General features: G+C 43.0%; 20 protein-coding genes. 1 reads left to right on the plus strand and 19 read right to left on the minus strand.

What is annotated here, in order from left to right:
• Positions 1-23: 23 nt before the first annotated feature.
• On the minus strand, positions 24-2,090 hold the full coding sequence (gene metG / locus G6N79_RS01670; RefSeq protein ID WP_103904874.1) for a methionine--tRNA ligase: 2,067 nt from the start codon (positions 2,088-2,090) through the stop codon (positions 24-26).
• Between the two features lie 221 nt (positions 2,091-2,311).
• On the opposite strand from metG, the gene G6N79_RS01675 reads away from it, so the two are divergent.
• The gene (locus G6N79_RS01675; protein WP_103904875.1) at positions 2,312-2,707 is read left to right on the plus strand and encodes a DoxX family protein; all 396 of its coding nucleotides are present in this window, start codon (positions 2,312-2,314) and stop codon (positions 2,705-2,707) included.
• Positions 2,708-2,872: 165 nt separating this feature from the next.
• On the opposite strand, the gene G6N79_RS01680 is transcribed toward G6N79_RS01675, so the two are convergent.
• From G6N79_RS01680 to G6N79_RS01765, 18 genes are all read right to left on the minus strand, one after another.
• Positions 2,873-3,367, minus strand: a complete 495-nt coding sequence (locus G6N79_RS01680; protein WP_103904876.1) for a GNAT family N-acetyltransferase — start codon at positions 3,365-3,367, stop codon at positions 2,873-2,875.
• Positions 3,342-3,644 carry a type II toxin-antitoxin system TacA family antitoxin gene (locus tag G6N79_RS01685; RefSeq protein WP_103904877.1) on the minus strand — a complete coding sequence of 101 codons (303 nt, stop codon included), beginning with the start codon at positions 3,642-3,644 and terminating at the stop codon, positions 3,342-3,344. The genes G6N79_RS01680 and G6N79_RS01685 overlap by 26 nt, the downstream gene beginning before the upstream one ends.
• 349 nt (positions 3,645-3,993) lie before the next feature.
• Positions 3,994-4,452, minus strand: coding sequence for an ABC transporter ATPase (locus tag G6N79_RS01690; protein WP_103904878.1), 459 nt, complete (start codon positions 4,450-4,452; stop codon positions 3,994-3,996).
• Between the two features lie 12 nt (positions 4,453-4,464).
• Entirely contained in the window at positions 4,465-5,001 is a 537-nt protein-coding gene (locus tag G6N79_RS01695) for a DUF420 domain-containing protein (RefSeq protein ID WP_234993131.1), read from the minus strand.
• A gap of 8 nt (positions 5,002-5,009) precedes the next feature.
• Positions 5,010-5,648, minus strand: a complete 639-nt coding sequence (locus G6N79_RS01700; protein ID WP_234993132.1) for an SCO family protein — start codon at positions 5,646-5,648, stop codon at positions 5,010-5,012.
• A 95-nt stretch (positions 5,649-5,743) separates the two neighbouring features.
• The gene (locus G6N79_RS01705; RefSeq protein WP_103904881.1) at positions 5,744-6,121 is read right to left on the minus strand and encodes a cytochrome C oxidase subunit IV family protein; all 378 of its coding nucleotides are present in this window, start codon (positions 6,119-6,121) and stop codon (positions 5,744-5,746) included.
• A 32-nt stretch (positions 6,122-6,153) separates the two neighbouring features.
• The gene (locus G6N79_RS01710; RefSeq protein ID WP_103904882.1) at positions 6,154-6,891 is read right to left on the minus strand and encodes a cytochrome c oxidase subunit 3; all 738 of its coding nucleotides are present in this window, start codon (positions 6,889-6,891) and stop codon (positions 6,154-6,156) included.
• Between the two features lie 9 nt (positions 6,892-6,900).
• Positions 6,901-7,503, minus strand: coding sequence for a cytochrome c oxidase subunit 3 (locus G6N79_RS01715; RefSeq protein ID WP_103904883.1), 603 nt, complete (start codon positions 7,501-7,503; stop codon positions 6,901-6,903).
• Position 7,504: 1 nt separating this feature from the next.
• Positions 7,505-8,413, minus strand: coding sequence for a heme o synthase (gene cyoE / locus G6N79_RS01720; RefSeq protein ID WP_103904884.1), 909 nt, complete (start codon positions 8,411-8,413; stop codon positions 7,505-7,507).
• 15 nt (positions 8,414-8,428) lie between these two features.
• A complete protein-coding gene (locus G6N79_RS01725) occupies positions 8,429-9,487 on the minus strand; it encodes a COX15/CtaA family protein (protein WP_103904885.1) in 1,059 nt (352 codons plus the stop codon).
• A gap of 50 nt (positions 9,488-9,537) precedes the next feature.
• Entirely contained in the window at positions 9,538-11,412 is a 1,875-nt protein-coding gene (locus G6N79_RS01730) for a cytochrome c oxidase subunit I (protein ID WP_394341692.1), read from the minus strand.
• 25 nt (positions 11,413-11,437) lie between these two features.
• On the minus strand, positions 11,438-12,793 hold the full coding sequence (locus tag G6N79_RS01735; protein ID WP_103904887.1) for a cytochrome c oxidase subunit II: 1,356 nt from the start codon (positions 12,791-12,793) through the stop codon (positions 11,438-11,440).
• A gap of 41 nt (positions 12,794-12,834) precedes the next feature.
• Positions 12,835-14,070: a quinol:cytochrome C oxidoreductase gene (locus tag G6N79_RS01740; protein WP_103904888.1), complete on the minus strand. Its 1,236-nt coding sequence runs from the start codon at positions 14,068-14,070 to the stop codon at positions 12,835-12,837.
• Positions 14,071-14,089: 19 nt separating this feature from the next.
• A complete protein-coding gene (locus G6N79_RS01745) occupies positions 14,090-14,728 on the minus strand; it encodes a c-type cytochrome (protein WP_234993133.1) in 639 nt (212 codons plus the stop codon).
• Complete coding sequence (locus G6N79_RS01750) at positions 14,712-15,248, minus strand: DUF3341 domain-containing protein (protein ID WP_103904890.1); 537 nt, start codon at positions 15,246-15,248, stop codon at positions 14,712-14,714. Before G6N79_RS01750 ends, G6N79_RS01745 begins: the two co-directional genes overlap by 17 nt.
• A 5-nt stretch (positions 15,249-15,253) precedes the next feature.
• Positions 15,254-16,735, minus strand: coding sequence for an NrfD/PsrC family molybdoenzyme membrane anchor subunit (gene nrfD, locus G6N79_RS01755; protein ID WP_103904891.1), 1,482 nt, complete (start codon positions 16,733-16,735; stop codon positions 15,254-15,256).
• Between the two features lie 27 nt (positions 16,736-16,762).
• Positions 16,763-19,774 (minus strand): TAT-variant-translocated molybdopterin oxidoreductase, encoded by a 3,012-nt coding sequence (locus G6N79_RS01760; RefSeq protein WP_103904892.1) that lies wholly within the window; start codon positions 19,772-19,774, stop codon positions 16,763-16,765.
• Positions 19,775-19,814: 40 nt separating this feature from the next.
• Entirely contained in the window at positions 19,815-21,098 is a 1,284-nt protein-coding gene (locus tag G6N79_RS01765; protein WP_103904893.1) for a cytochrome c3 family protein, read from the minus strand.
• Between the last annotated feature and the right edge of the window lie 17 nt (positions 21,099-21,115).

The raw sequence follows: 21,115 nt of genomic DNA on the forward strand, positions 1-21,115 counted from the left end.
CCTTATGGTATGATTAGCGGGCATTATCTGACGATACTACCTGCGGAAATCTCTGTAGATGGTCTTACGAAATCCAGGCGTCCATCGGCATCTTCTGCCATCAGGATCATCCCTTGGGATTGGATTCCTTTAATTTCACGGGGTTCCAGGTTGACCAAGATGGAAACCTGTTTACCCACGATTTCTTCCGGGGTAAAGTATTCCGCGATTCCGGAAACGACTGTGCGTTTATCAATACCGGTATCTATCGTCAATTTCAGCAACTTCTTGGTCTTGGCTACTTTTTCTGCTGTAAGGATGCGTCCCACACGAATGTCCATTTTCATGAATTCATCGAAGTTGACATTGGCTTTCTGCGCAGCCTTAGGTGCAGCAAGTGCATTCTGAGCTTTTGCCTGTGCCAGTTTATTCAGTTGGAATTCCACTTGCTCATCCGTCACCTTTTCGAATAGCAATTGGGTTTCGCCCAATTGATGTCCGGAATCCAATAGATCGGATCGGCCAGCGTCGTCCCACGCTTTGGCGGAAAGATTCAGCATTTCGAAGATCTTCGTGCTACTGAACGGCAGGAATGGCTGTCCCAATAGTGCCAAGTTGGCCACAATCTGGGAAGCGACAAAAAGGACGGTTTTTACGCGCTCTTCATCTGTTTTGATCACCTTCCAAGGTTCCTCATCTGCCAGGTACTTGTTACCCAAGCGTGCCGCATTCATAAATGTCGCCAAGGCTTCACGGAAACGGTATTGGGATAACGACTGCTTGATCTGCTCCGGGAATCCCTGTAGTTCCTTCAATACGGCCTCATCGCCAGGAGTTAGGGAAGAACCCAACAACACCTTACCATCGAAATATTTGTGCGAAAGCACCATCACACGGTTGATAAAGTTCCCCAGGATAGCGACAAGTTCGTTATTCACGCGTGCTTGGAAATCCTTCCAGGTAAACTCACTGTCCGAGGTTTCCGGAAGAATGGAGGTCAGCATATAGCGTAACTCATCCTGCTTACCCGGGAATTCCTCCAAATACTCATGCAACCACACCGCGTGATTTCTGGAAGTGGACAATTTATCTCCCTCCAGATTTAAGAATTCATTAGCGGGAACATTTTCCGGCAGGATATATTCACCATGTGCATGCAGGATCGCAGGGAAGATGATGCAATGGAATACAATATTATCTTTTCCGATAAAGTGGATAAGTGTCGAGTTGTCTTCGGGATTATCCTGCTTTTTCCAATAGTGTTCCCAGTTTTTACCCGCATCGATAGCCCATTGCTTGGTTGCGGAAATATAACCGATTGGCGCATCCAGCCATACATATAACTTCTTACCTACGGCCTCATCCAATGGCACATCTACTCCCCAGTCCAGATCGCGCGTCATGGAGCGTGGTTGCAGGCCTGATTTCAACCAGGACTGGCACTGTCCGAAGACATTGGATTTCAGGACATCTTTTTTTCCTTCAATCAACCATTTCTCCAACCAAGGCTGGTATTTGTCCAATGGAAGGTACCAGTGTTTTGTTTCTTTCAAAATCGGTGCCTTGCCACTCAAGGTAGATTTGGGATTGATCAAATCTGTAGGATTCAAGGAAGTACCACATTTTTCACATTGGTCACCGTAAGCACCTTCGTTTCCACAGTGCGGACAGGTACCCACGATATAGCGATCCGCCAAGAACTGGTGGTATTCCTCATCGTAATATTGCTCCGAAAAGCGCTCGATGAACTCACCCTTCTCGTACAGGTTCAAAAAGAACTCTTGTGACAGTTGGTGGTGGATAGGCTCGGACGTTCTGTGGTAGATATTGAAGGAAATCCCAAATTGCTCAAAGCTTTCCTTAATCTGCTGGTTGTAGGTGTCGATGATCTGTTGTGGAGTTACCCCCTCTTTCTTCGCCTTGATGGTAATGGCAGCGCCATGTTCATCCGAACCGCAGACATAGACCACATCTTTGTTGTTCAAACGAAGGAAACGAACGAAAATATCACCGGGAATGTATGCACCTGCAAGGTGGCCGATATGTAAAGGACCATTGGCATACGGCAAAGCCGATGTAATGGTATAACGTTGTTTACTGAAAATATCCAATTTGATCTAGAATTAATGTTTATGGGCTGTGTATCACAGCTTAGTTTGCAAAGATAAGGCAAATTGAAGTATTCTTCATGCATTCCCACAATTTCCTATAGAAATAGCACCTAAATTTTTATCCATCCCCGAAAAACGCAGCACTTCTTGATATAGGATAAGGTGCGGATTTTGAAAATCGTTTATCTTTGTCCCATAATCACCAACAATACTATCATACAATGAAGAATTCAAAAATAGATTTAGGTTTGCTGATCATCCGTGTCGGCTTTGGTTTAACAATGATGTTGTTCCATGGTTTACCAAAATTAATGGGTGGACCGGAAGGTTGGACAGCAATAGGAAAATCCATGGAGGTCATGGGCATTAATTTTTTACCGACCGCATTTGGCTTTACTGCAGGATTAGTGGAAACTGTAGGCTCGCTTTTGCTCATTTTAGGATTGTGGACACGTCCGGCAGCCATTTTATTAGCCATGACCATGCTTGTTGCAGCAACCAAGCACTTGATTCAAGGTGATGGATGGTCTGTAGCTTCGCATGCCATCGAATTCCTTGCCGTTTATGTGGCATTTGCCGTTATGGGCCCAGGAAAACTCAGCGTCGATAAGAAATAACGAATTTTACCTTGCATAATATCGTAAAGGATCTTTTCTAGAGGAAAAGGTCCTTTTTTTTGGGGGGGGAGATGACTTAGCGAGTAGATACTCCGGATACCGCTAGCCCAGATCGTCAGTTCATTAAAAAATGTAGAATACCTATTTAGCATGCATTTTTAGGGACTACATTTCTTTTATAGTTTTCATCGGTAAAAACATTTTCCCAGAAGTTGGAAGTAAAATAAATCCGTATTGTGAATAAATTTTTTTTGCGAAATCATCAATTGGATCAACTACGACAGCGATTGAACCCAAACTTTCCGATATAACTAAACTACGATTTAAGGCATCCAATAAAATCATTTCTCCATATCCCATCCCTTGTATAGATTTGTCAATGGCCAATCGACCTAATAGAATGGTTGGAAGTTCAGCATAACTTGGTGGAAGTTTTTTGACTAAATCATCTAAAAATTCTTCTCTTTTTATAGAATTTGCAGATAGTGTATAATAACCTTTTACAATATCATTATCATCCACTAGCACAAAACAAGCAGATAGATCACGGTTTACATCTTGCTTAGCTAGCCTTTTAATGTAATTGTCTAAAAGTTCATACCCACAGGTGAACTTCAATTTATTGTATTTTTTTTCAAGTGGTACTATTCTTAGGTCCATTTGATTCAATAAATTTCAAATAATTTAATTGAGCCTTTTTAAGTTTGTTATTCGGTTTTGGTGGATTTAATAGTGCATTCAAAAAAACCTTTTTATCCTCTATACTTTTTAAAATCTGGTTGTTTTCAATGATTATCCTATTTGCTTCATTGTTTATACAAAAAACAACAAATTCAGTAAGACTTTTAAATCCTTTCAATTCGCTCGCAAACTTAATCAACTCCTTCTGTTCTTTGCTAATTCGAACATCAATTCTGTCATTAATTGGAGTTGCCATATCCTTGTTTTTATTAATTAATTCTTGTTTTCTAAATGAATTGATTGTTTATTTCAGTTCTTCTTCTTGATTTACTTGAAGTTACGCAATCTGAATAAATTACACAAATGTACGTATAAATTACGTACAAAATACTTGCGTTTATAATTCCTCTGTAACTAAACTTATACTGTTGAAATAACGATTTAAGTCAAAAATTGACTGTTTTTCAAACTCTTCTGGAAATATTAAATAACATACTTCCCCCAACACGTAACAAAGCCAAAAGATCAACAAAAGCAGGTAGCCAAAAAAAGCGGCTATAAAGCCGCTTCGTATGTGCTGTAAAAATTAATTCTCTTCAGGTTCCCTATTTAAAGACCGTGGCGTGCCAACTGTCCTTGAAAGGTACTTCCCAATGCTGTTGGTATTCAGATTCAGTCTGCGCGAGGTTATTGAATACAATGGTATCTTGATGTACTTCCCCTTGCTTGCAAAGTTCTTCGAATACATCACGGGATACAAGCTGAATATTCCCTTCAACATCCCGATAAGGGATCAAGGTGCGGTTGAAGAAGCCAATATTCAGGGACTCTTCCAATTCCTTCAATACGCGAACAGATTTATCAATGGAACAACCCGTTACTTGGGCAACTTCCTCATCTACGGTCAGGATAATGAACAGGTTATACTTAATTTCTGCCTTTCCCGCCAGTTGACTCCCATGCGCGGTCCATTCCTGGATGAAATCCTGCAGGCGTGTGGAAGCTTCCTCATATTCTGGCTGCGTAAGGAAACGATCAGCCTGATAAATCCATACTTTCTTCATAGCTCTTCTTGATTAATGGGCGTAATACGGGGAGATCATCAAATAGACAATCACGCCGGTTACAGCGACATATAACCACATCGGATAGGTGATCCGAGCAAGTTTCTTATGACGTTCGTAGGCGCCCGCAATGCCTCTTACAAAAGTAAACAATACGAATGGGATAATGACCACGGACAAAATGATGTGCGTCACGAGAATGAAATAATACACATACCGAATCGCACCTTCTCCACCAAATGAAGTGGACTGGGAGGTCATGTGGTATGCCACGTACATCAGCAGGAACAAAGACGAGAAGACCATACATAATTTGATCAGGTTCTCGTGCAATTTTACATTCCCACGTTTAATGGCAGAAACTGCAACAAACAGACAAACGGCAGTCAGTCCATTGATGGTTGCATAGATTGGGGGCAAAAAGCTTAAAGGTTTCACATCATACCCCATTTTCGGCAGGTTGATACCAAAAAGTGCGGCTACCGCTAAAGGAATAATAATGGATAAGGCCCAGATAATCCCTTTATACTTTTTTTCTTCTTCAGTCATCGCCATGATTACTTCCTCTCTACTTTTATTGGCTTATTTCTAAATTCTTCTACTAACTGTACTTTGATTTCATCTTCCAAGCGGTCAACTTCCGTGCGCAGACTGATGTCATATAAGCCACGGATGCGTTTCTTGGAGTCGATAAGGACCAGTTGATTGCTGATCACAAATTTATTGCTATCCCCTACTACAGGCATGGCTTCGATCAGCATGGATTCCCTTGCGTAGGAAAAGATATCTACGCTAGGTTTGCTGACAACGTCCCAATGCGGGTTCATGCTTTCAGCAAAAGGCTTGATGAATTCCTGCAACTCCTTGGGACCATCGTGCGGATCCACGGAAATGGAAAACAGCTCCACCTGCGGATTCGCCTTGAATCGGTTGGCGATGGTACTCATATCTTGCATCAATTGTTTGGAAAGCCCCTCGTCCTTGGTATAGAACAGGTGAGCGACGTAGATGCTAGTATCATTTCCAAGAAAGGTAATGGGTTTCCCATCGTAATTCTGAAATTCGATAGGCTTGAGTTGATGGAAAACGGTATCGGGAATTTCACGACCCATTACACGGTTCATCTTTCCGGAGAGACTCTTCTCACCGAATACGGGCAATTTAACGTACTCATTGGAGCCCATTTTATTGACCATTATATATAAAAATCCTGGCACGAAAAGTACAAGTGCCAGGATTATTAATTTTGATATATTTCTTGAACGAGTATTTTTACTCATTACGAATCAGCTTATTTGTGAGGGAAAATCGGTTGATGAGTGAATGAATCATTTAAGTGACCACCTTCAATCAATAATAATACGATAAAGTAGATAATAAATAGGAATACTATACTACAGGTTATAATAAATCCAGATTTCTCAAACTTAAGGTGCATAAAGAAGGCAACAATGTAATATGCTTTTACCAAAGTAAGCGCGATATAGATCACATTGACCAACATTCCTTTCTGTAGGATTCCCCAGTGGTGAACAAATCCCAAGGCGATTAAGAACTCAAGTGCTGTTAAAGCTAATAATACAAAGAATACGGACCAGATACGTTTTTTATCCATTCCTTCGCCATGCGCGTGTGCGTCGTGACCTGCTGTATGTTCGTGATTGCTCATGTTCGTGTGTAATTAAAATGTTCTTACAAAGATTAGATTAAGTAGAAGAAGGTAAATACGAATACCCAAACTAAATCGACAAAGTGCCAGTAAAGACCAACTTTCTCAATCATCAAGTAGGTTCCTCTTCTTTCGAATGTATTGTTCAGGGTCATGCAAAGCACGATGATATTCAATAATACCCCGATGGATACGTGGAATCCGTGGAAACCGGTGATGGTAAAGAACAAGTTAGAGAACTGCAATGCAGCTGTGTAAGAAATGTCTTTGGTGAAATAAGGTTGTAGCGCTTCCACAATGGCGTTCTGATCGGTCAATCCCGTTGCTGGGTTACGTCCGAACCAGAATCCTTGGTGGTGTAAGTGGTTCCATTCAATAGCCTGACAGCCCAAGAACATCAAACCGCCCAAGATGGTCCATAACATCCATTTCACGACTTCCTGCTTTGAATTACGGTGTCCAGCTTCAACGGCAAGTACCATCGTTACGGACGACATAATCAAAATAAAGGTCATGATACCTACGAAAACCAATGGTTGTCCTGATTCTGCGATACCTGGGATAGATTGGAAGATCTTATCCGCATCGATCCAAGTAGGCTGTGCAAATTTCTGAGCACCATAATAAATCAAGAATGCAGAGAATGTAAATGCATCTGACACCAAGAAAAACCACATCATGATCTTTCCATACTCTAAGTTCCAAGGTGATTTACCTCCGCTCCAAGGTCCTTCTTTTACCTTATCCAATTGCGATACTGTTGTACTCATTGTTTACTGTTATTGATTCAAAAGTAAGAAAACATAAATATATATCCATAATAGATCTAGAAAATGCCAGAAGATCGTGGCAAGTTCCATCCGGAAGATGTTATTGTCCAAGCGAATGTTACGCATCACGCCGATATAACAACGTACCAACACCAATACTCCGGCAATGATGTGGGCCAAGTGCATTCCCGTGAACACATAAATGAACGACTGGGAAGCATTACTGTTCACAAACGTAATGTTTCGGTTGAATAGAACCGACCACGCCTGTGTCTGCAGATAGAAGAATACAATCCCCAAAACGATCGTTATCAAGAGAAAGATCTTCTGCTTGGCAATTTGATTCGCTTTCACAGCATTGAAGGACAAGTGAATGGTCAAGCTACTAATCACGATAACGGCCGTACTGTACATGAAAGCCGTAGGAAGAATGGTTTTGATCCCTTTATCTACGCCACTGGCTGTATATACAATAAAACCACTTGTCAAGGCTGCGAACATCATGAACATACCAATCATGCCCAACCACAGATTAAATTTCTTGGCTTTGCGTGATTTGATCAATTCTTCGTTCAACAACTCTTGGTTATTCATTGTTATCTGTAAATCCATGTTATTTAAAAGGTATAAAATCTAGCAATAACACCAACTGGGTTATTGGTAAATACGCGAAAGAAGTAAACATTATCTTCTTTGCGGTACTGATTTCCATCTTTTGCAGATGTTGGAAGCCATACCAAGTAAACAGCAGTGCGCCCAATAGGGACAGCCCCGTGAATACCCAACCTCCGATACCGTAGTACATCGGTAAGAATCCTATAGGAATCATCAACACACAGCTTACGAAAATAAACCAGGCTGATAATTTATCCTTTCGTGTCGTTGGCAGCAACCTAAATCCTGCACGTTTGTAATCATCATCCGAAACCCATGCAATCGCCCAGAAATGCGGGAACTGCCAGAAGAATTGGATGGCGAACAGAACGAATGGGGTAATCACGATTGCCTGCTCCGAAACTGCTGCATATTCCAATCCAAAACCCATGGATTTAAATGCTGCATAATATCCGATCAGGGGTGGCAAGGCACCAGGAATAGCGCCTACCCAAACCGCAATCGGCGATTTCTGTTTCAAGGGAGTGTAAACAAATGCATACAGGAAGATGGAGAACACCGAAAGCAAACCCGCTAGGAAGTTCAAACGAACCAATACGAGTGTGCCGGCAATACCCATGAAAAGACTCAGGATCAATGCTTGTCCCGTTGTCATTCTTCCGGCAGGTAGTGGGCGATCCATCGTACGCTTCATCAGCTTATCCAGGTCGCGTTCAATGATCTCGTTGAAACCATTTGCGGCACCCGTCACCAAGAATCCTCCCAATGTTAACAATGCCCAGTTAAACCACATGATGTCACCTTGTTGTTTCGCTCCAATCAAAAAAGCAATGGAAGCGGAAAACACCACCGTCAGTGTAAGACGCAGTTTAACAAGTTTGTTAAAATCTGAAATAAACTCCTTCATAATCAAAATATTTCCCTACACATGCTGCGTAGCATTCACTTTTGGCTTGTTGAGGAGCAACAGTAGATAATACTGTGATCCGACCAAAAGACTGGCTAGGACAAGATGTGCCGTTTGTGCAACGGCGGGAACATGTAACCGTGCTAAAATAATCCCTGTTAACATTTGAAGACAAACCAACACCAACGTTAACTTCGCGTACTTGAACTGAATACCTGTGGCCAAATTTGATGATCTCAACTTGAAATAGAGGAAGAACGTCAAGGCCAAAGTTACATAAGCCAAAGCACGGTGGATATAATAGGGCATGCCTAAAGAATCTATCCAGTTTACCCGTTGAATTTGTTGCTGATTGAGGTGATCAATTGCTTCCCGAACCTCCGTTCCATAGACCACTTGGATGACCAAAATAACGATTGACGCTACGGATATCCACGTGAAACCTTTATCGGTATTCTTTAAGAGGGTATTGTCTCTCAGGGTGATAGCCCAAAAATACGTCTGGATGGCTATACATACAATCACCAATGCCAAAAGCATATGAATGGTGATGACCCAGGGAGTCAGGTTCGTGGATACAACGATTGAACCCAACCAGGCTTGTATCACAACGACAATAAGATTAAGAACGCTCCATATTGCTATGGACTTTTTCTTTTTCCAATAGGTGAAAGAAAAGATTGCTGCAAATAGCATACAAAAACCGGCAACTACACCAGTCAAACGATTCACGTATTCCGTCCAAGTTTTCGCGGCATTGAACTCCTCATGAACGAGGATGGATTCATCATGACGAATCTGGTCGGCAAGATGCGCGTAGCCAAAGGCTTCGATCATCTTGGCAAACCGTTCATTCTTCTTGATTCTTCCCTCCACATAATGCTCTTCATAACCCGGGGGCAATTGCGAAACATCTGTTGGCGGGATAATCCTGTTGAAACATTTTGGCCAGTCCGGACAGCCCATTCCTGAACCTGTACTCCGAACGATACCACCTGCCGTTATTACTAAAAAAAGAACGAGAATGGTGATCTTATTTATCCGTATAAAACGCTTTTCAGCTGCTGGATACATCGATCTCTCCTTTTACAAATTGTTATATAAAGAGAGGTAAGGGTAAGCCCTTACCCTTCTTCTTCTCTGTTATGCTCACGATTGTAGGCGCGTTGTGCCTCAATACCTGCTTCATTACCTTCCCAATCGTGGATCAGGTTGGAGCTCATTGTCTGGGACAATGGAACATCCTGAGGGATGAAGTCTGTATCGTGACCTGGCTTACTGTAATCGTAAGGCCAACGGTAAACTGTAGGGATCTCTCCTGGCCAGTTTCCGTGAATATGTTCTACCGGAGTAGTCCACTCCAAAGTATTGGAATTCCAAGGGTTTTGCGGAGCACGCTTTCCACACCAGATCGATGCGAAGAAGTTCCACAAGAAAGCTACCTGACCAATTGCAGAGATAATCGCTGCCCAAGTGATCAATAAGTTAACAGATACCCATTTCTCCATGAAAGGGAATGCTGTAAATGCGTAGTAACGACGTGGCACACCATCAATACCCATAAAGTGCATTGGGAAGAATACCAGGTACGCACCGATGAATGTCAACCAGAAGTGGAAGTAACCCAAGCGCTCATCCATCATACGGCCGAACATTTTAGGGTACCAGTGGTAAACACCACACAACATACCGAAGATCGAAGCAGAACCCATTACCAAGTGGAAGTGAGCAACTACGAAATACGTGTCGTGTAAGTTGATATCCAATGCCGCATTACCTAAGTAAAGACCGGTAAGACCACCGGATACGAAGAAGGATACCATACCGATTGCGAACATCATCGCTGGAGTGAAACGGATGTTACCTCTCCATAATGTTGCAATATAGTTGAAGGCCTTAACAGCTGATGGAACCGCAATGATTAACGTGGTAATCATGAACACCCCTCCTAAGAAAGGACTCATACCCGTTACGAACATGTGGTGACCCCATACGATAAAGGACAATACCGTAATACCCACTAGGGAATAAACCATCGCGTGGTAACCGAAGATCGGCTTGCGCGAGTTGGTTGAGATAACTTCGGAAGTTAAACCTAATGCAGGCATAACTACGATATATACCTCTGGGTGACCTAAGAACCAGAATAAGTGTTGGAATAAGATCGGTGAACCACCTTCGTTCGGAAGGATTGTACCACCAACAACTAAGTCTGATAAATAGAAGGAAGTACCTACGGAACGGTCAAAGAATAACAACACTACCGCTGATACCAATACCGGGAATGACAATAGACCTACGATAGCTGTTAAGAAGAACGCCCAGATTGTAAGAGGCATTTTCCATAACTCCATACCTTTGGTACGCATGTTCAACACGGTAGAAATATAGTTTACACCACCCAATACCTGAGAAGCGATAAACAAAGCCATACTGATTAACCAAAGTGTCATACCCAATCCTGATCCAGAGATCGCTTTAGGTACTGCCGACAATGGTGGGTAGATGGTCCAACCTGCTGATGCCGGTCCACTTTCCACGAAGAAAGAAGCAACCATGATCACACACGCCGTAAAGAAGAACCAGTAAGATAACATGTTCATCAACGGCGATGCCATATCACGTGCACCAAGTTGGTAAGGGATCAATAGGTTACTGAACGTACCGGAAAGACCCGCTGTTAATACGAAGAATACCATCATGGTACCGTGAATGGTTACCAATGATAGGAAGAAGTCAGGTCTGATACGTCCTCCCTCAGCCCATTTTCCTAAGAAAACCTCTAAGATTGGAAATTCAGCATCAGGCCATGCTAATTGAATACGGAATAAGATCGAAAGGATCATGGCAAATACTGCCATAATGATACCAGTGATCAAGAATTGCTTAGCAATCATCTTGTGATCCTGACTGAAGACATACTTCGTCAAGAACGTCTCATGATGATGGTCATGTGAGCCGTGATGAGCTGCGTCGTGCGATATAACTGTAGTTGACATATGCTATTATAAATTCTCTGTTATATTAATTTAAAGAAGCTGCGATACGATTATCCTTTGCAGTGTTTTCACCTTCTGTCTGAGCGAACTCTTTCTGAAGATCCTCTGTAAAGAATTTACCTTGTTTACTTAACCACTCTTTGTATTCAGCTTCAGTAACTACGCGTACATTTTTCTGCATGTTGTAGTGAGATTCACCACAGATTTTTGCACACAACATCACGAAATTATATTGCGGATCATTCATCTTATCGCGCATTTCATCGGTCGTGATGGTTGGAGTAAACTGGAAATAGTTCGTCATACCCGGTACCGCGTTGATTTGCACACGGAAATCAGGAATATAGAAAGAGTGAATAATATCTTTTGACAAGATGTGGAAACGAACAGGTTTGTTAACCGGAATTACGATCTCTTCACCTTTGATGTCGTCCCATGCTGTTTTATCGTTGAAGTCGATACCGTAAGAGTTCAATGGAGTCGTCAACTTGTAGTTACGTTTTCCGAACTCACCGTCAGATCCTGGGTAACGAACGGTCCATTGGAACTGCTCACCCAATACTTCGATCTGCAGGGCAGATTTCTTAAGCTCTTCAGGAATGTTGGTGATTGAACGCCATGTAAAGAAACCGAACAATACCAAGATAGTCAATACGACAGCAGGTACAATCGTCCATAAACGCTCGATAGCATCATTGTGTGGGTAGAAGTACGCCGTACGTTTTGCGCGCATTCTGTATAGGAAAGAGAAACCTAATAATAGGATGTGTACCAATACCAATACGATCGTAATGATCACGGTGGTGATGATAAACATTCTATCGATGTCCTTACCATGTTCGGTCGCAGCTGGACGCCAAGACCAGTCACCCCAAACGGCATAACCGTAGTAAACGAATCCTAGGAATACCACTAAAAAGACAAGCAATAATACCGCTTGCACGTTATTGTTTGCCAATGGGTTGTATTTACCGTTTACACGTTTTGTCAACACATAAATGGAGTGTACTTTTCCGATTACGGCAAATACAGTACATACTACCAAGAAAAGTAGGATGTAGTAAGTGAGGTTTTTGTAAACCTGTGGGTCAATTTTCTTTTCTTCTTTCGCTGGAGCAGCTGCAGTAGTGCTTCCGGAAGTGCTTGATGCCGATACGCTTGCCGAATCGGTTGCTGCAGGAGCAGCCGCAGAATCTGCAGGGGCAGTAACAGCTGAGTCAGCAGCAGCGGTATCCGTTGCCGCAGGAGCAGCTTGCTCAACCGTAGCCGTATCAGCTGCCTGGTCCTGGATGGAAGCCATTGCAGGAGCGGCAAAGAATAGGTTAATAGCTAATAAGCCTCCTAATAAGGACTTAAATCTGTTATGTAATTTAAACTTCATCTCTTATAACACGTTTGAACGTTATTTCAACTTAATCTCTATTAAATTTGGTGGTGTAAACTTTCATCCAAGAATGGGTGGTTTTTCGGTGCTAGCGCATGCTTGCTTAATTTCGAAAGAACCAAGAAAGTGAATAAACCAACAAATCCTATTGCTGTACCGATCTCGATAAAGCCAAATCCTCTGTGAGACTCAACTGTACCTGGCATGACCATGATGTAGTAATCTAACCAGTGACCTGCCAATAACAAGATAGCTACGAATAACATCACGTTTTGCTTACGTTTTGCATCGCGGTCTACCAACAATAGCAATGGCGCCACAAAGTTAATAATAATGCTCAACCAAAACCAAGGTTTGTATTCCGGTTCCCAACGTTTGTAGAAATAAACGGTCTCCTCTGGAATGTTTGAATAGTAGATCAACATAAATTGAGCGAACCATACATACGTCCAGAAAATAGAGAAACCAAATAACAACTTACCTAAGTCATGCAAGTGGTTTTCATTAACCCAAGCCATGTATCCAGCTTTCTTCACCAATACCAAGATGATGATGATCGCGGCGATACCACTAACCCACATTGCTGCGAAGTTGTACCAACCGAACATGGTGGAGAACCAGTGTGCCTCTAGGGACATGATGGTATCGAATGACCAGATTGGTGTAGTGAAACCAAAGATTACCAAGAAGATCGCCGAAAGCTTGAAGCTTTTCTTGTAGGAGTTCAAGCCACCTGCAAGGTCTTCGTTGTATGATATTTTCGCAAGGATGAAAGCAAAGATGCTGTAAGTACCCATGAACAAGATCTGACGGATCAAGAATCCAGGTACATTCAAGAATGCAGCTTTACCGGCAACCAGTTTATCATAGTTCGGGCTGTTCGGATCTGTCAATCCTTCAGCGTGCCAGTGGTGGTATAAATTGTGTGTAGTAAGTCCTAGCGCAACAATGATCAACAAGATGATCGATGCGATAGGCAATACGCTAGCCATTGCTTGCGGAATACGGATCAAGCCTGCTGACCAACCGGATTGAGTTACCATCTGAAGGGCAACGAAAAAGGCGCCAGCAGCACATACGCAGGTAAAGTAATAACCCATCAATAATAAATTGGCATATGTACGCTCAACCATGATATGGTCACTAGAAAGTAAACCGATTGCAATTGCGGCTATCCCGACAACGATCGCAACTAAACTCAAGACCTTGGCGATACCTGAGAATTGAAATTGCTCGCTGAAATTATAATCGTTATGATGATTGTGAGTTCCCATTTATAATATCGATGTTAGATTATTTTTTTTGTAATTCATGAACAAACATTACCACTTTCCAACGCTCCTCTGGAGTAAGTTGAGAGGCATGTGAACCCATCGCGTTATATCCATAAGTAATGGTGTGGAAGATTTTTCCATCAGGAAGTTGAGACATCTGTCCACCTCTTGAGGATGGTGTTCCAGCCGATTGATGGAAAGATGGCGGCGGAGGGAAATTCTCCAACGCACGTTTTCCGCGAGAATCCTCAACGGATCTATCTTTCGTGATCGTACCATCACCAGCACCTTCTTTACCATGACATACCGAACAGTAGGTTTGGAACAATGCCTCACCTTGTTTCAAGTTCACCTCAGTCATCGCTAGAGGGTTCTTCAACTCAAGACCGGCACGTTCGTACTCCTCTACCGAGTTTCCGTATTCAAAACGCTCGAATCCGATTGGATTGGAACCTTGTGGTGGCGTTTGTGCAGTAATTTTATTAGTAAAGTTATCGTTTGGCTGATCCGGATTGAAAGCAATCGGATCATACATATTACGCGAGAATTCCCAACCAGCACTGCGTGTAGTACCATCCCCGCAAGCAGATACAACCGCTGTCAATGCGACAGCTGCACATACAGTTCCAAGAAAATTCTTCTTATTCATAGCTAACATATTTTCTTTCATTGTATTTAACTTCTACTGCTCCGGCATCTTTCAATAAATTATCGATCAACGCATGGTCAGTATTCTCTTGAGCATCGATTGCGATGATGAAACGGTCGTCCGTAGCTCTTAGGTCCATAACGCGCGGTGCACGTCCTGGGAACAAGTGGTTACGGAAGAAAAACGTTGCAACCATACCCAATGCACATAATAAGATGGTCACCTCGAAAGTTACCGGCACAAAGTTCGGTAATGGCATAGATGGTTTACCACCGATGTTCATCGGCCAGTCATAAGACATGGTGTAGAACAATAAACTGAATCCTAATGTCGTACCTAACGCACCAAAAATAAAGGCTGCAATCGGTAATCGTGATGGCTTCACCCCTAGCTTCGCCTCAATCCCGTGGATAGGCATCGGTGTGAAACAATCGAAAATGCTAATATTATTTGCTTGCAACTTATCGATCCCGTGCATCATTTCATCAGGATCAGCAAAACTACCAAGTATATATTTTGTATTGCTCATTGCTATTATTTTTGATGTAATGCTTTAATATCCTCTTCTGTAACTGAATCGTATTTCTCCAATGAATTAGCGAAGAAGTCAACCTGATCCTCAGGGAATGCGCCTTCTTTAACCAATTTCGTCTTATGCTGTAAGCTGGAGCTTTTCAACAATAATTTCACCTCTGCGATTGCAATACCCGGTAAGAAACGGATGAACAATAAGAATAAGGTAAAGAATAGACCGATGGAACCTACGAAGATACCTACATCCACCCACGTTGGGTAGAACATCGCCCATGACGATGGAAGGTAGTCACGGTGTAGGGAAGTTACGATAATTACGAAACGCTCGAACCACATACCAATGTTCACGACGATAGACAACACCCATGAAATAGGGATACTTGTACGGATCTTCTTGAACCAGAATAACTGTGGAGAGATTACGTTACAGGTCATCATCGCCCAGTAAGCCCATGCATACGGACCAGCAACACGGTTAGCGAATGCGTACATCTCGTATTCTGAACCTGAGTACCATGCAATGAATAACTCCGTTAAATATGCGATACCTACGATTGAACCTGTAGTCATGATGATCTTGTTCATGGACTCGATGTGGAACATCGTAATGTAGTCCTCAAAGTTCATCACCTTACGAAGGATCAACAATAAGGTTTGTACCATCGCGAAACCGGAGAAGATCGCTCCAGCAACGAAGTACGGAGGGAAGATCGTGGTGTGCCATCCTGGAATTACGGATGTCGCGAAGTCCATGGATACGATCGTGTGTACCGAAAGTACCAATGGTGTGGAAATACCTGCTAAGATTAAGGATACAATTTCAAAACGCTGCCAAGTTTTTACCGAACCGTTCCAGCCGAAAGAAAGGATCGAGTAGATTCTTCTTTTCAAACCAGTCGCACGGTCACGAACTGTTGCGATATCCGGTAATAAACCACAGTACCAGAATACCAATGAAACCGTAAAGTATGTTGAGATCGCGAATGCGTCCCATACAAGTGGGGAGTTGAAGTTCACCCAAAGTGATCCGAATTGGTTAGGCAACGGGAAAATCCAGTATGCCAACCACGGACGTCCCATGTGGGCAACAACGTATGTTGCGGCACAGATAACGGCAAAGATTGTCATCGCCTCAGCCGATCTGTTAATGGAGTTACGCCAGTTCTGACGGAATAGTAATAATACAGCGGAGATCAACGTACCGGCGTGACCAATACCTACCCACCATACGAAGTCGGTGATATCCCAGGCCCAACCTACTGTTTTGTTCAATCCCCAAGCGCCGATACCCGTCCAGAACGTGTACCCAACACTCACAACCCACAACAAAGCGCCTAAAACAGCAACCGTAAAACCGATCCACCAGGCTTTGTTGGGCTTATTTTCAACCGGAAGTAAGATATCATCTGTAATCTTTGCATAGGTGATATCCTTGCCGGTGATTAATGGTTCTCTTAATATTGATTCGTTATGCGATGACATAGTTATTTTATTTCAGTCTTGAATAAATTATGCTTCAAATGTGTTTCTTACCTTCGTCATGTAACCAATATTTGGTTGTACGTTGATTTCTTCCAACACATAGTAAACGCGTTCGTTACGCAATGCTTTAGAAACTTCTGACTCTGGATCGTTTGCATCACCAAAGATGATTGCATTTGCCGAACAAGCTGCCTGACAAGCCATTTTGATATCCCCGTCTTTAACTTTACGGTTCTCCATTTTCGCTTGCAGTTTACCTGCTTGGATACGTTGGATACACATCGAACATTTTTCCATAACCCCGCGTGAACGTGTAGTTACATCTGGGTTCAATACCAACTGCGTGAACTCATTGTTCAAGTAGTTGTCGAAACGGGAATCATTCCAGTAGTTGAACCAGTTGAAACGACGTACTTTATATGGACAGTTGTTCGCACAGTAACGTGTACCGAAACAACGGTTGTAAGCCATGTGGTTTAGACCTTCAGAAGAGTGTACTGTTGCCAATACCGGACATACCGTCTCACATGGAGCGTGCTCACAGTGCTGACATAACATCGGTTGGTGAACAACGGTTACATCTTCGTAATCCAGACCATCTGCCTTAGCGATATCATTTTCTTTCGTTAATCCTGTTCCACCATTGTTGATCGTGTAGTAACGGTCGATACGCAACCAGTGCATTTCACGACGACGGCGAACCTCATCGCGACCTACAACAGGAACGTTATTCTCTACGTTACATGCAACGATACATGAACCACAACCTGTACATGCGTTCAAGTCGATCGCCATCACCCAACGGTGACCTGGCTGCTCAAACTTGTTCCACAAATCGTACGTTTGGTGCGTATCGGCGAAACGTCCGGATTCTGAATTCGGATCTTTCAAATATTTAGCGAACGAAGTCTCACGGATAATGTTACGACCTTCGATCGTGTGGTGTGTCTGCGTCTGTGCCAATTCGTAGATACCAGCAGCTTTGGATACGCTTGCTTTCGCTTGGAATTGAACAGTACCGTTGATAACGCTAGCAAATGGGAAGGCATTTACACCGACATTGTTACCTGCTTTACCAACTTTGGTACGACCATAACCTACCGCTACGGAAACTGTTCCTCTAGCTTGACCAGGTTGCAATACCACTGGAAGATCAACTTTGTAGCCATTCGCTTCAACAGTTACTTTTCCAGTTTCCTTCACACCAAGTTCCTCAGCATCTGCTGGGTTAATCGCTGCAAAGTTATCCCAAGTTACTTTGGAAACTGGATCAGGCAATTCCTGCAAGTATGCATTGTTCGCCCAACGTCCGTCTCTCAAGTTTGGAGATTCGTATAATTTCAATTCTACACCGCCAGCAACTTTCTTGCTTTCTGCAGTCAATGCCGCAGCAGCAGCATTTACATCTACATTCGCAGCATACGCCGAACCAGTAGCTGATCCTTTGTATACAAAACCTTGCTGCAATACATCTTTCCACAACTTACCAGTTCCAGCCAAGATGTTCGCTTCCCAGTTTTCTTTTACGAAATCGTGGATCGGCTTGTTCACACCTGCCCAGATCAATAAACTCTGCTCAACCTGACGTGTGTTGAACACTGGGTTGATGGTAGGTTGAACGATGGTGAATAAACCTTCTTTAGCGGATGAGTCACCCCAAGCCTCTAAGAATGTACAGTTAGGCGCAATCGCTTTCAATTCAGAAGCTGTTTCATCAGCACGGTCAGCGAAAGATACCGTATAATCGATTTTCGCTAATGCGGCTTTCACGTCATCTGTCTTGAAGTAGTCATAAACAGGGTTGCTGTTCAAGAAGAACGCAACGCCTACCTGACCTGCTTTCGCAGCATTCAAGAATGTTTGGAAACCTGCATCGGAACCTTGGTATTGCTTCGAGAAGTTATCCAAGTCGATTACCGCTCCATACGCACCTAAAGCTGTATTGATTGCGTTTGCCAACAACTGCGCATTGGTGTCGTTAGAACCGGCAACAACAACTGCTGCACCTCTATTGTTCACCAATTCTTTCGCTGCTAAGGCAATGGCTGTTTTTGCTTTTGCATTGGTTGTACCACCTGCTACGTTCTGACCAGTGATTGCATTGTACAAGCTGATCAACACGGCGCCTTCTTCTGAAGGTTTGATGGCGATACGAACGTCCGCATTGGATCCGGTCATGGAAAGACCTGATTCAAATTGGATATGGCGTGACATCTTACCACCTTTCAGTGATTTGTAGTCACGGTTCTTGATGTAATCTTGTGTATGTTCTTCACCCGCTACCCAAGTACCCAAGAAATCTGCTGCTACTGAAACAACAACTTGAGCCTTATCGAAGTGGTAAGAAGGAACAACAGCTTTACCGAATGCCGCTCTGTTGGCTTCGATAATACCGCTGTAAGATACCGCGTCAACCTGTACCAATTGGGTTGCCGGATATTTTGTAGTCAATGCAGCGATAGCAGCCAATGTAGATGGGCTATTCACTGTATTTGAAACGATCGTGATCTGTTTTCCTGCTGCTTGCGCTTTGTTCAATGCGTCAACAACAACCTGATCCAATTTCGACCATTCTACATCTTTACCACCGATTTGTGGATTCTGTAGTTTGGACATATCGTATAGATCCAAGACAGCTGCAGAAGTATTTGCGTCTGTACCTTGGTTCAAGCCGATTGAATTCGGGTTAGCCTCCAAAGAGATTGGTCTTCCTTCTCTCGTTCTTACGATTACACTCTGACCATTGAAGGATGAAGCATAGTAGTTCGGGATACCTGGAGTTACCTCTTCCGGCTTGATCACATAAGGCACAGCCTTGTGAATTGGTGTACGGTTACAAGCTGCCAACGTAACAGCTCCTAAACCGAAACCTAAAGCTTTCAAGAAGTCACGACGAGGCGTCTTAGTACTTAAACCCGCTTCATTTAACACATCTTCTACGGGAATAGGCTCAGCAAACTCACTCTTGCTTCCTTCAACGAAAGCAGGAGTTTGATTCAATTCCTCTAAACCTTTCCAATATTTTTTATTGCTTTCCATTTAAGCTATATATAAGATTCCGTTATTCTAAATTAATTTATTAATAGTGACACTTACCACACTCTAAACCACCGATCATCGCAGCAGTCATCTTCTCACCCTTCTTCAACTTCTCGTGTGCTTCGATCAACTGATCGTAGTAAGCGTTGTCTGTATTGACAGCCGTTTCTCTGTGACAGTCAACACACCACTTCATCGTCAATGGCGAGTATTGGTAAACCTCTTCCATATCTTGGATCGGTCCGTGACAAGTCTGACACTCTACACCTGCAACAACAACGTGTTGAGAGTGGTTAAAGTAAGCGAAGTCAGGCAAGTTGTGGATTCTAACCCATTCAATAGGTCTTGTGTTCGTTCCGTACGTTCTTGTATCTGGATCCCAGTCAACGGCACGGTATAATTTAGCGATCTCTGGAGAGATTTCACCATCGTAGTGATCCGCAGCAGTTACTGTGTTGTGACAGTTCATACATACGTTCGCTGAAGGAATGGATGCATTCTTGGATTTGAAAGCTCCACCGTGACAGTACTGACATTCAATTTGGTTAACACCCGCGTGGATCTGGTGCGAGAATTTGATCGGTTGTACTGGTTTGTACCCTTCGTGAACACCTACGTTCCACATGGTTTTCCAACCAGCAACACCTAGAAGACCAACAAGCATCAAGACTACGAAGAAGACTAACTTCTTGTTTTTCAAGAATGCTCTCGCAAATTTAGCGCTGTCGCTTTCACCTGCTTCTTCATTTCTTGCTTGCGCTTCAGCAATGCTTGCTTTGTTTGTTTCGATAACTTTTTCTAAAGTTTTCGTCACACGGTTCAAAGCGTAGATAACGGCAACTGCAACGACGAACAACGCGATCAATCCGAAAATCATCAAGTTGTTGGCATCGGAGCTCGCAGCACCACCACCTGCAGCACCTGCAGCTTCTTTCTTTTCAGCATTTTTAACTTCTTCAGCTTTCAAGAACGCTACGATGTCCTTAATGTCACTCTCTGATAAGTGCGCATAAGGAGCCATTGTAGTCGGGTATTCAGCTTTCAAAGCTACGGCTTGCTCATCGCCAGAGTCAATCATTCCTTGCGGATTGTGAACCCATTTGATGATCCATGCCTCTTCCCGGCGCTCAGACAGCCCGGCCAAATCTGGCCCTGTCAATTTTCTACCTACAGCGTGACACGAATTACATGCATTCGATTTAAATAGCGCTGCACCATTCGCAACATCTTGCGCCTGCGTGGTAGTCGTAACGGCAAATAACAATACCAAACTGATCGATATTGACTTCGCAAGTCTTCCCAAAACGGATGAGATATTTCTCATATTTAGCACTTTATACT

The sequence above is a fragment of the Sphingobacterium lactis genome (assembly GCF_011046555.1).
Lineage (GTDB): Bacteria > Bacteroidota > Bacteroidia > Sphingobacteriales > Sphingobacteriaceae > Sphingobacterium > Sphingobacterium lactis.

Coding starts and splice junctions, on each gene's coding strand:
- G6N79_RS01735 (WP_103904887.1), bottom strand. CDS start 12,793: ATGAAGTTTAAATTACATAACAGATTTAAGTCCTTATTAGGAGGCTTA.
- nrfD (WP_103904891.1), bottom strand. CDS start 16,735: ATGTCATCGCATAACGAATCAATATTAAGAGAACCATTAATCACCGGC.
- G6N79_RS01745 (WP_234993133.1), bottom strand. CDS start 14,728: ATGTTAGCTATGAATAAGAAGAATTTTCTTGGAACTGTATGTGCAGCT.
- G6N79_RS01740 (WP_103904888.1), bottom strand. CDS start 14,070: ATGGGAACTCACAATCATCATAACGATTATAATTTCAGCGAGCAATTT.
- G6N79_RS01725 (WP_103904885.1), bottom strand. CDS start 9,487: ATGTATCCAGCAGCTGAAAAGCGTTTTATACGGATAAATAAGATCACC.
- G6N79_RS01680 (WP_103904876.1), bottom strand. CDS start 3,367: ATGGACCTAAGAATAGTACCACTTGAAAAAAAATACAATAAATTGAAG.
- G6N79_RS01690 (WP_103904878.1), bottom strand. CDS start 4,452: ATGAAGAAAGTATGGATTTATCAGGCTGATCGTTTCCTTACGCAGCCA.
- G6N79_RS01675 (WP_103904875.1), top strand. CDS start 2,312: ATGAAGAATTCAAAAATAGATTTAGGTTTGCTGATCATCCGTGTCGGC.
- G6N79_RS01765 (WP_103904893.1), bottom strand. CDS start 21,098: ATGAGAAATATCTCATCCGTTTTGGGAAGACTTGCGAAGTCAATATCG.
- G6N79_RS01715 (WP_103904883.1), bottom strand. CDS start 7,503: ATGGATTTACAGATAACAATGAATAACCAAGAGTTGTTGAACGAAGAA.
- G6N79_RS01695 (WP_234993131.1), bottom strand. CDS start 5,001: ATGACTGAAGAAGAAAAAAAGTATAAAGGGATTATCTGGGCCTTATCC.
- G6N79_RS01705 (WP_103904881.1), bottom strand. CDS start 6,121: ATGAGCAATCACGAACATACAGCAGGTCACGACGCACACGCGCATGGC.
- cyoE (WP_103904884.1), bottom strand. CDS start 8,413: ATGAAGGAGTTTATTTCAGATTTTAACAAACTTGTTAAACTGCGTCTT.
- G6N79_RS01760 (WP_103904892.1), bottom strand. CDS start 19,774: ATGGAAAGCAATAAAAAATATTGGAAAGGTTTAGAGGAATTGAATCAA.
- G6N79_RS01685 (WP_103904877.1), bottom strand. CDS start 3,644: ATGGCAACTCCAATTAATGACAGAATTGATGTTCGAATTAGCAAAGAA.
- G6N79_RS01750 (WP_103904890.1), bottom strand. CDS start 15,248: ATGAGCAATACAAAATATATACTTGGTAGTTTTGCTGATCCTGATGAA.
- G6N79_RS01700 (WP_234993132.1), bottom strand. CDS start 5,648: ATGGTCAATAAAATGGGCTCCAATGAGTACGTTAAATTGCCCGTATTC.
- G6N79_RS01730 (WP_394341692.1), bottom strand. CDS start 11,412: ATGTCAACTACAGTTATATCGCACGACGCAGCTCATCACGGCTCACAT.
- G6N79_RS01710 (WP_103904882.1), bottom strand. CDS start 6,891: ATGAGTACAACAGTATCGCAATTGGATAAGGTAAAAGAAGGACCTTGG.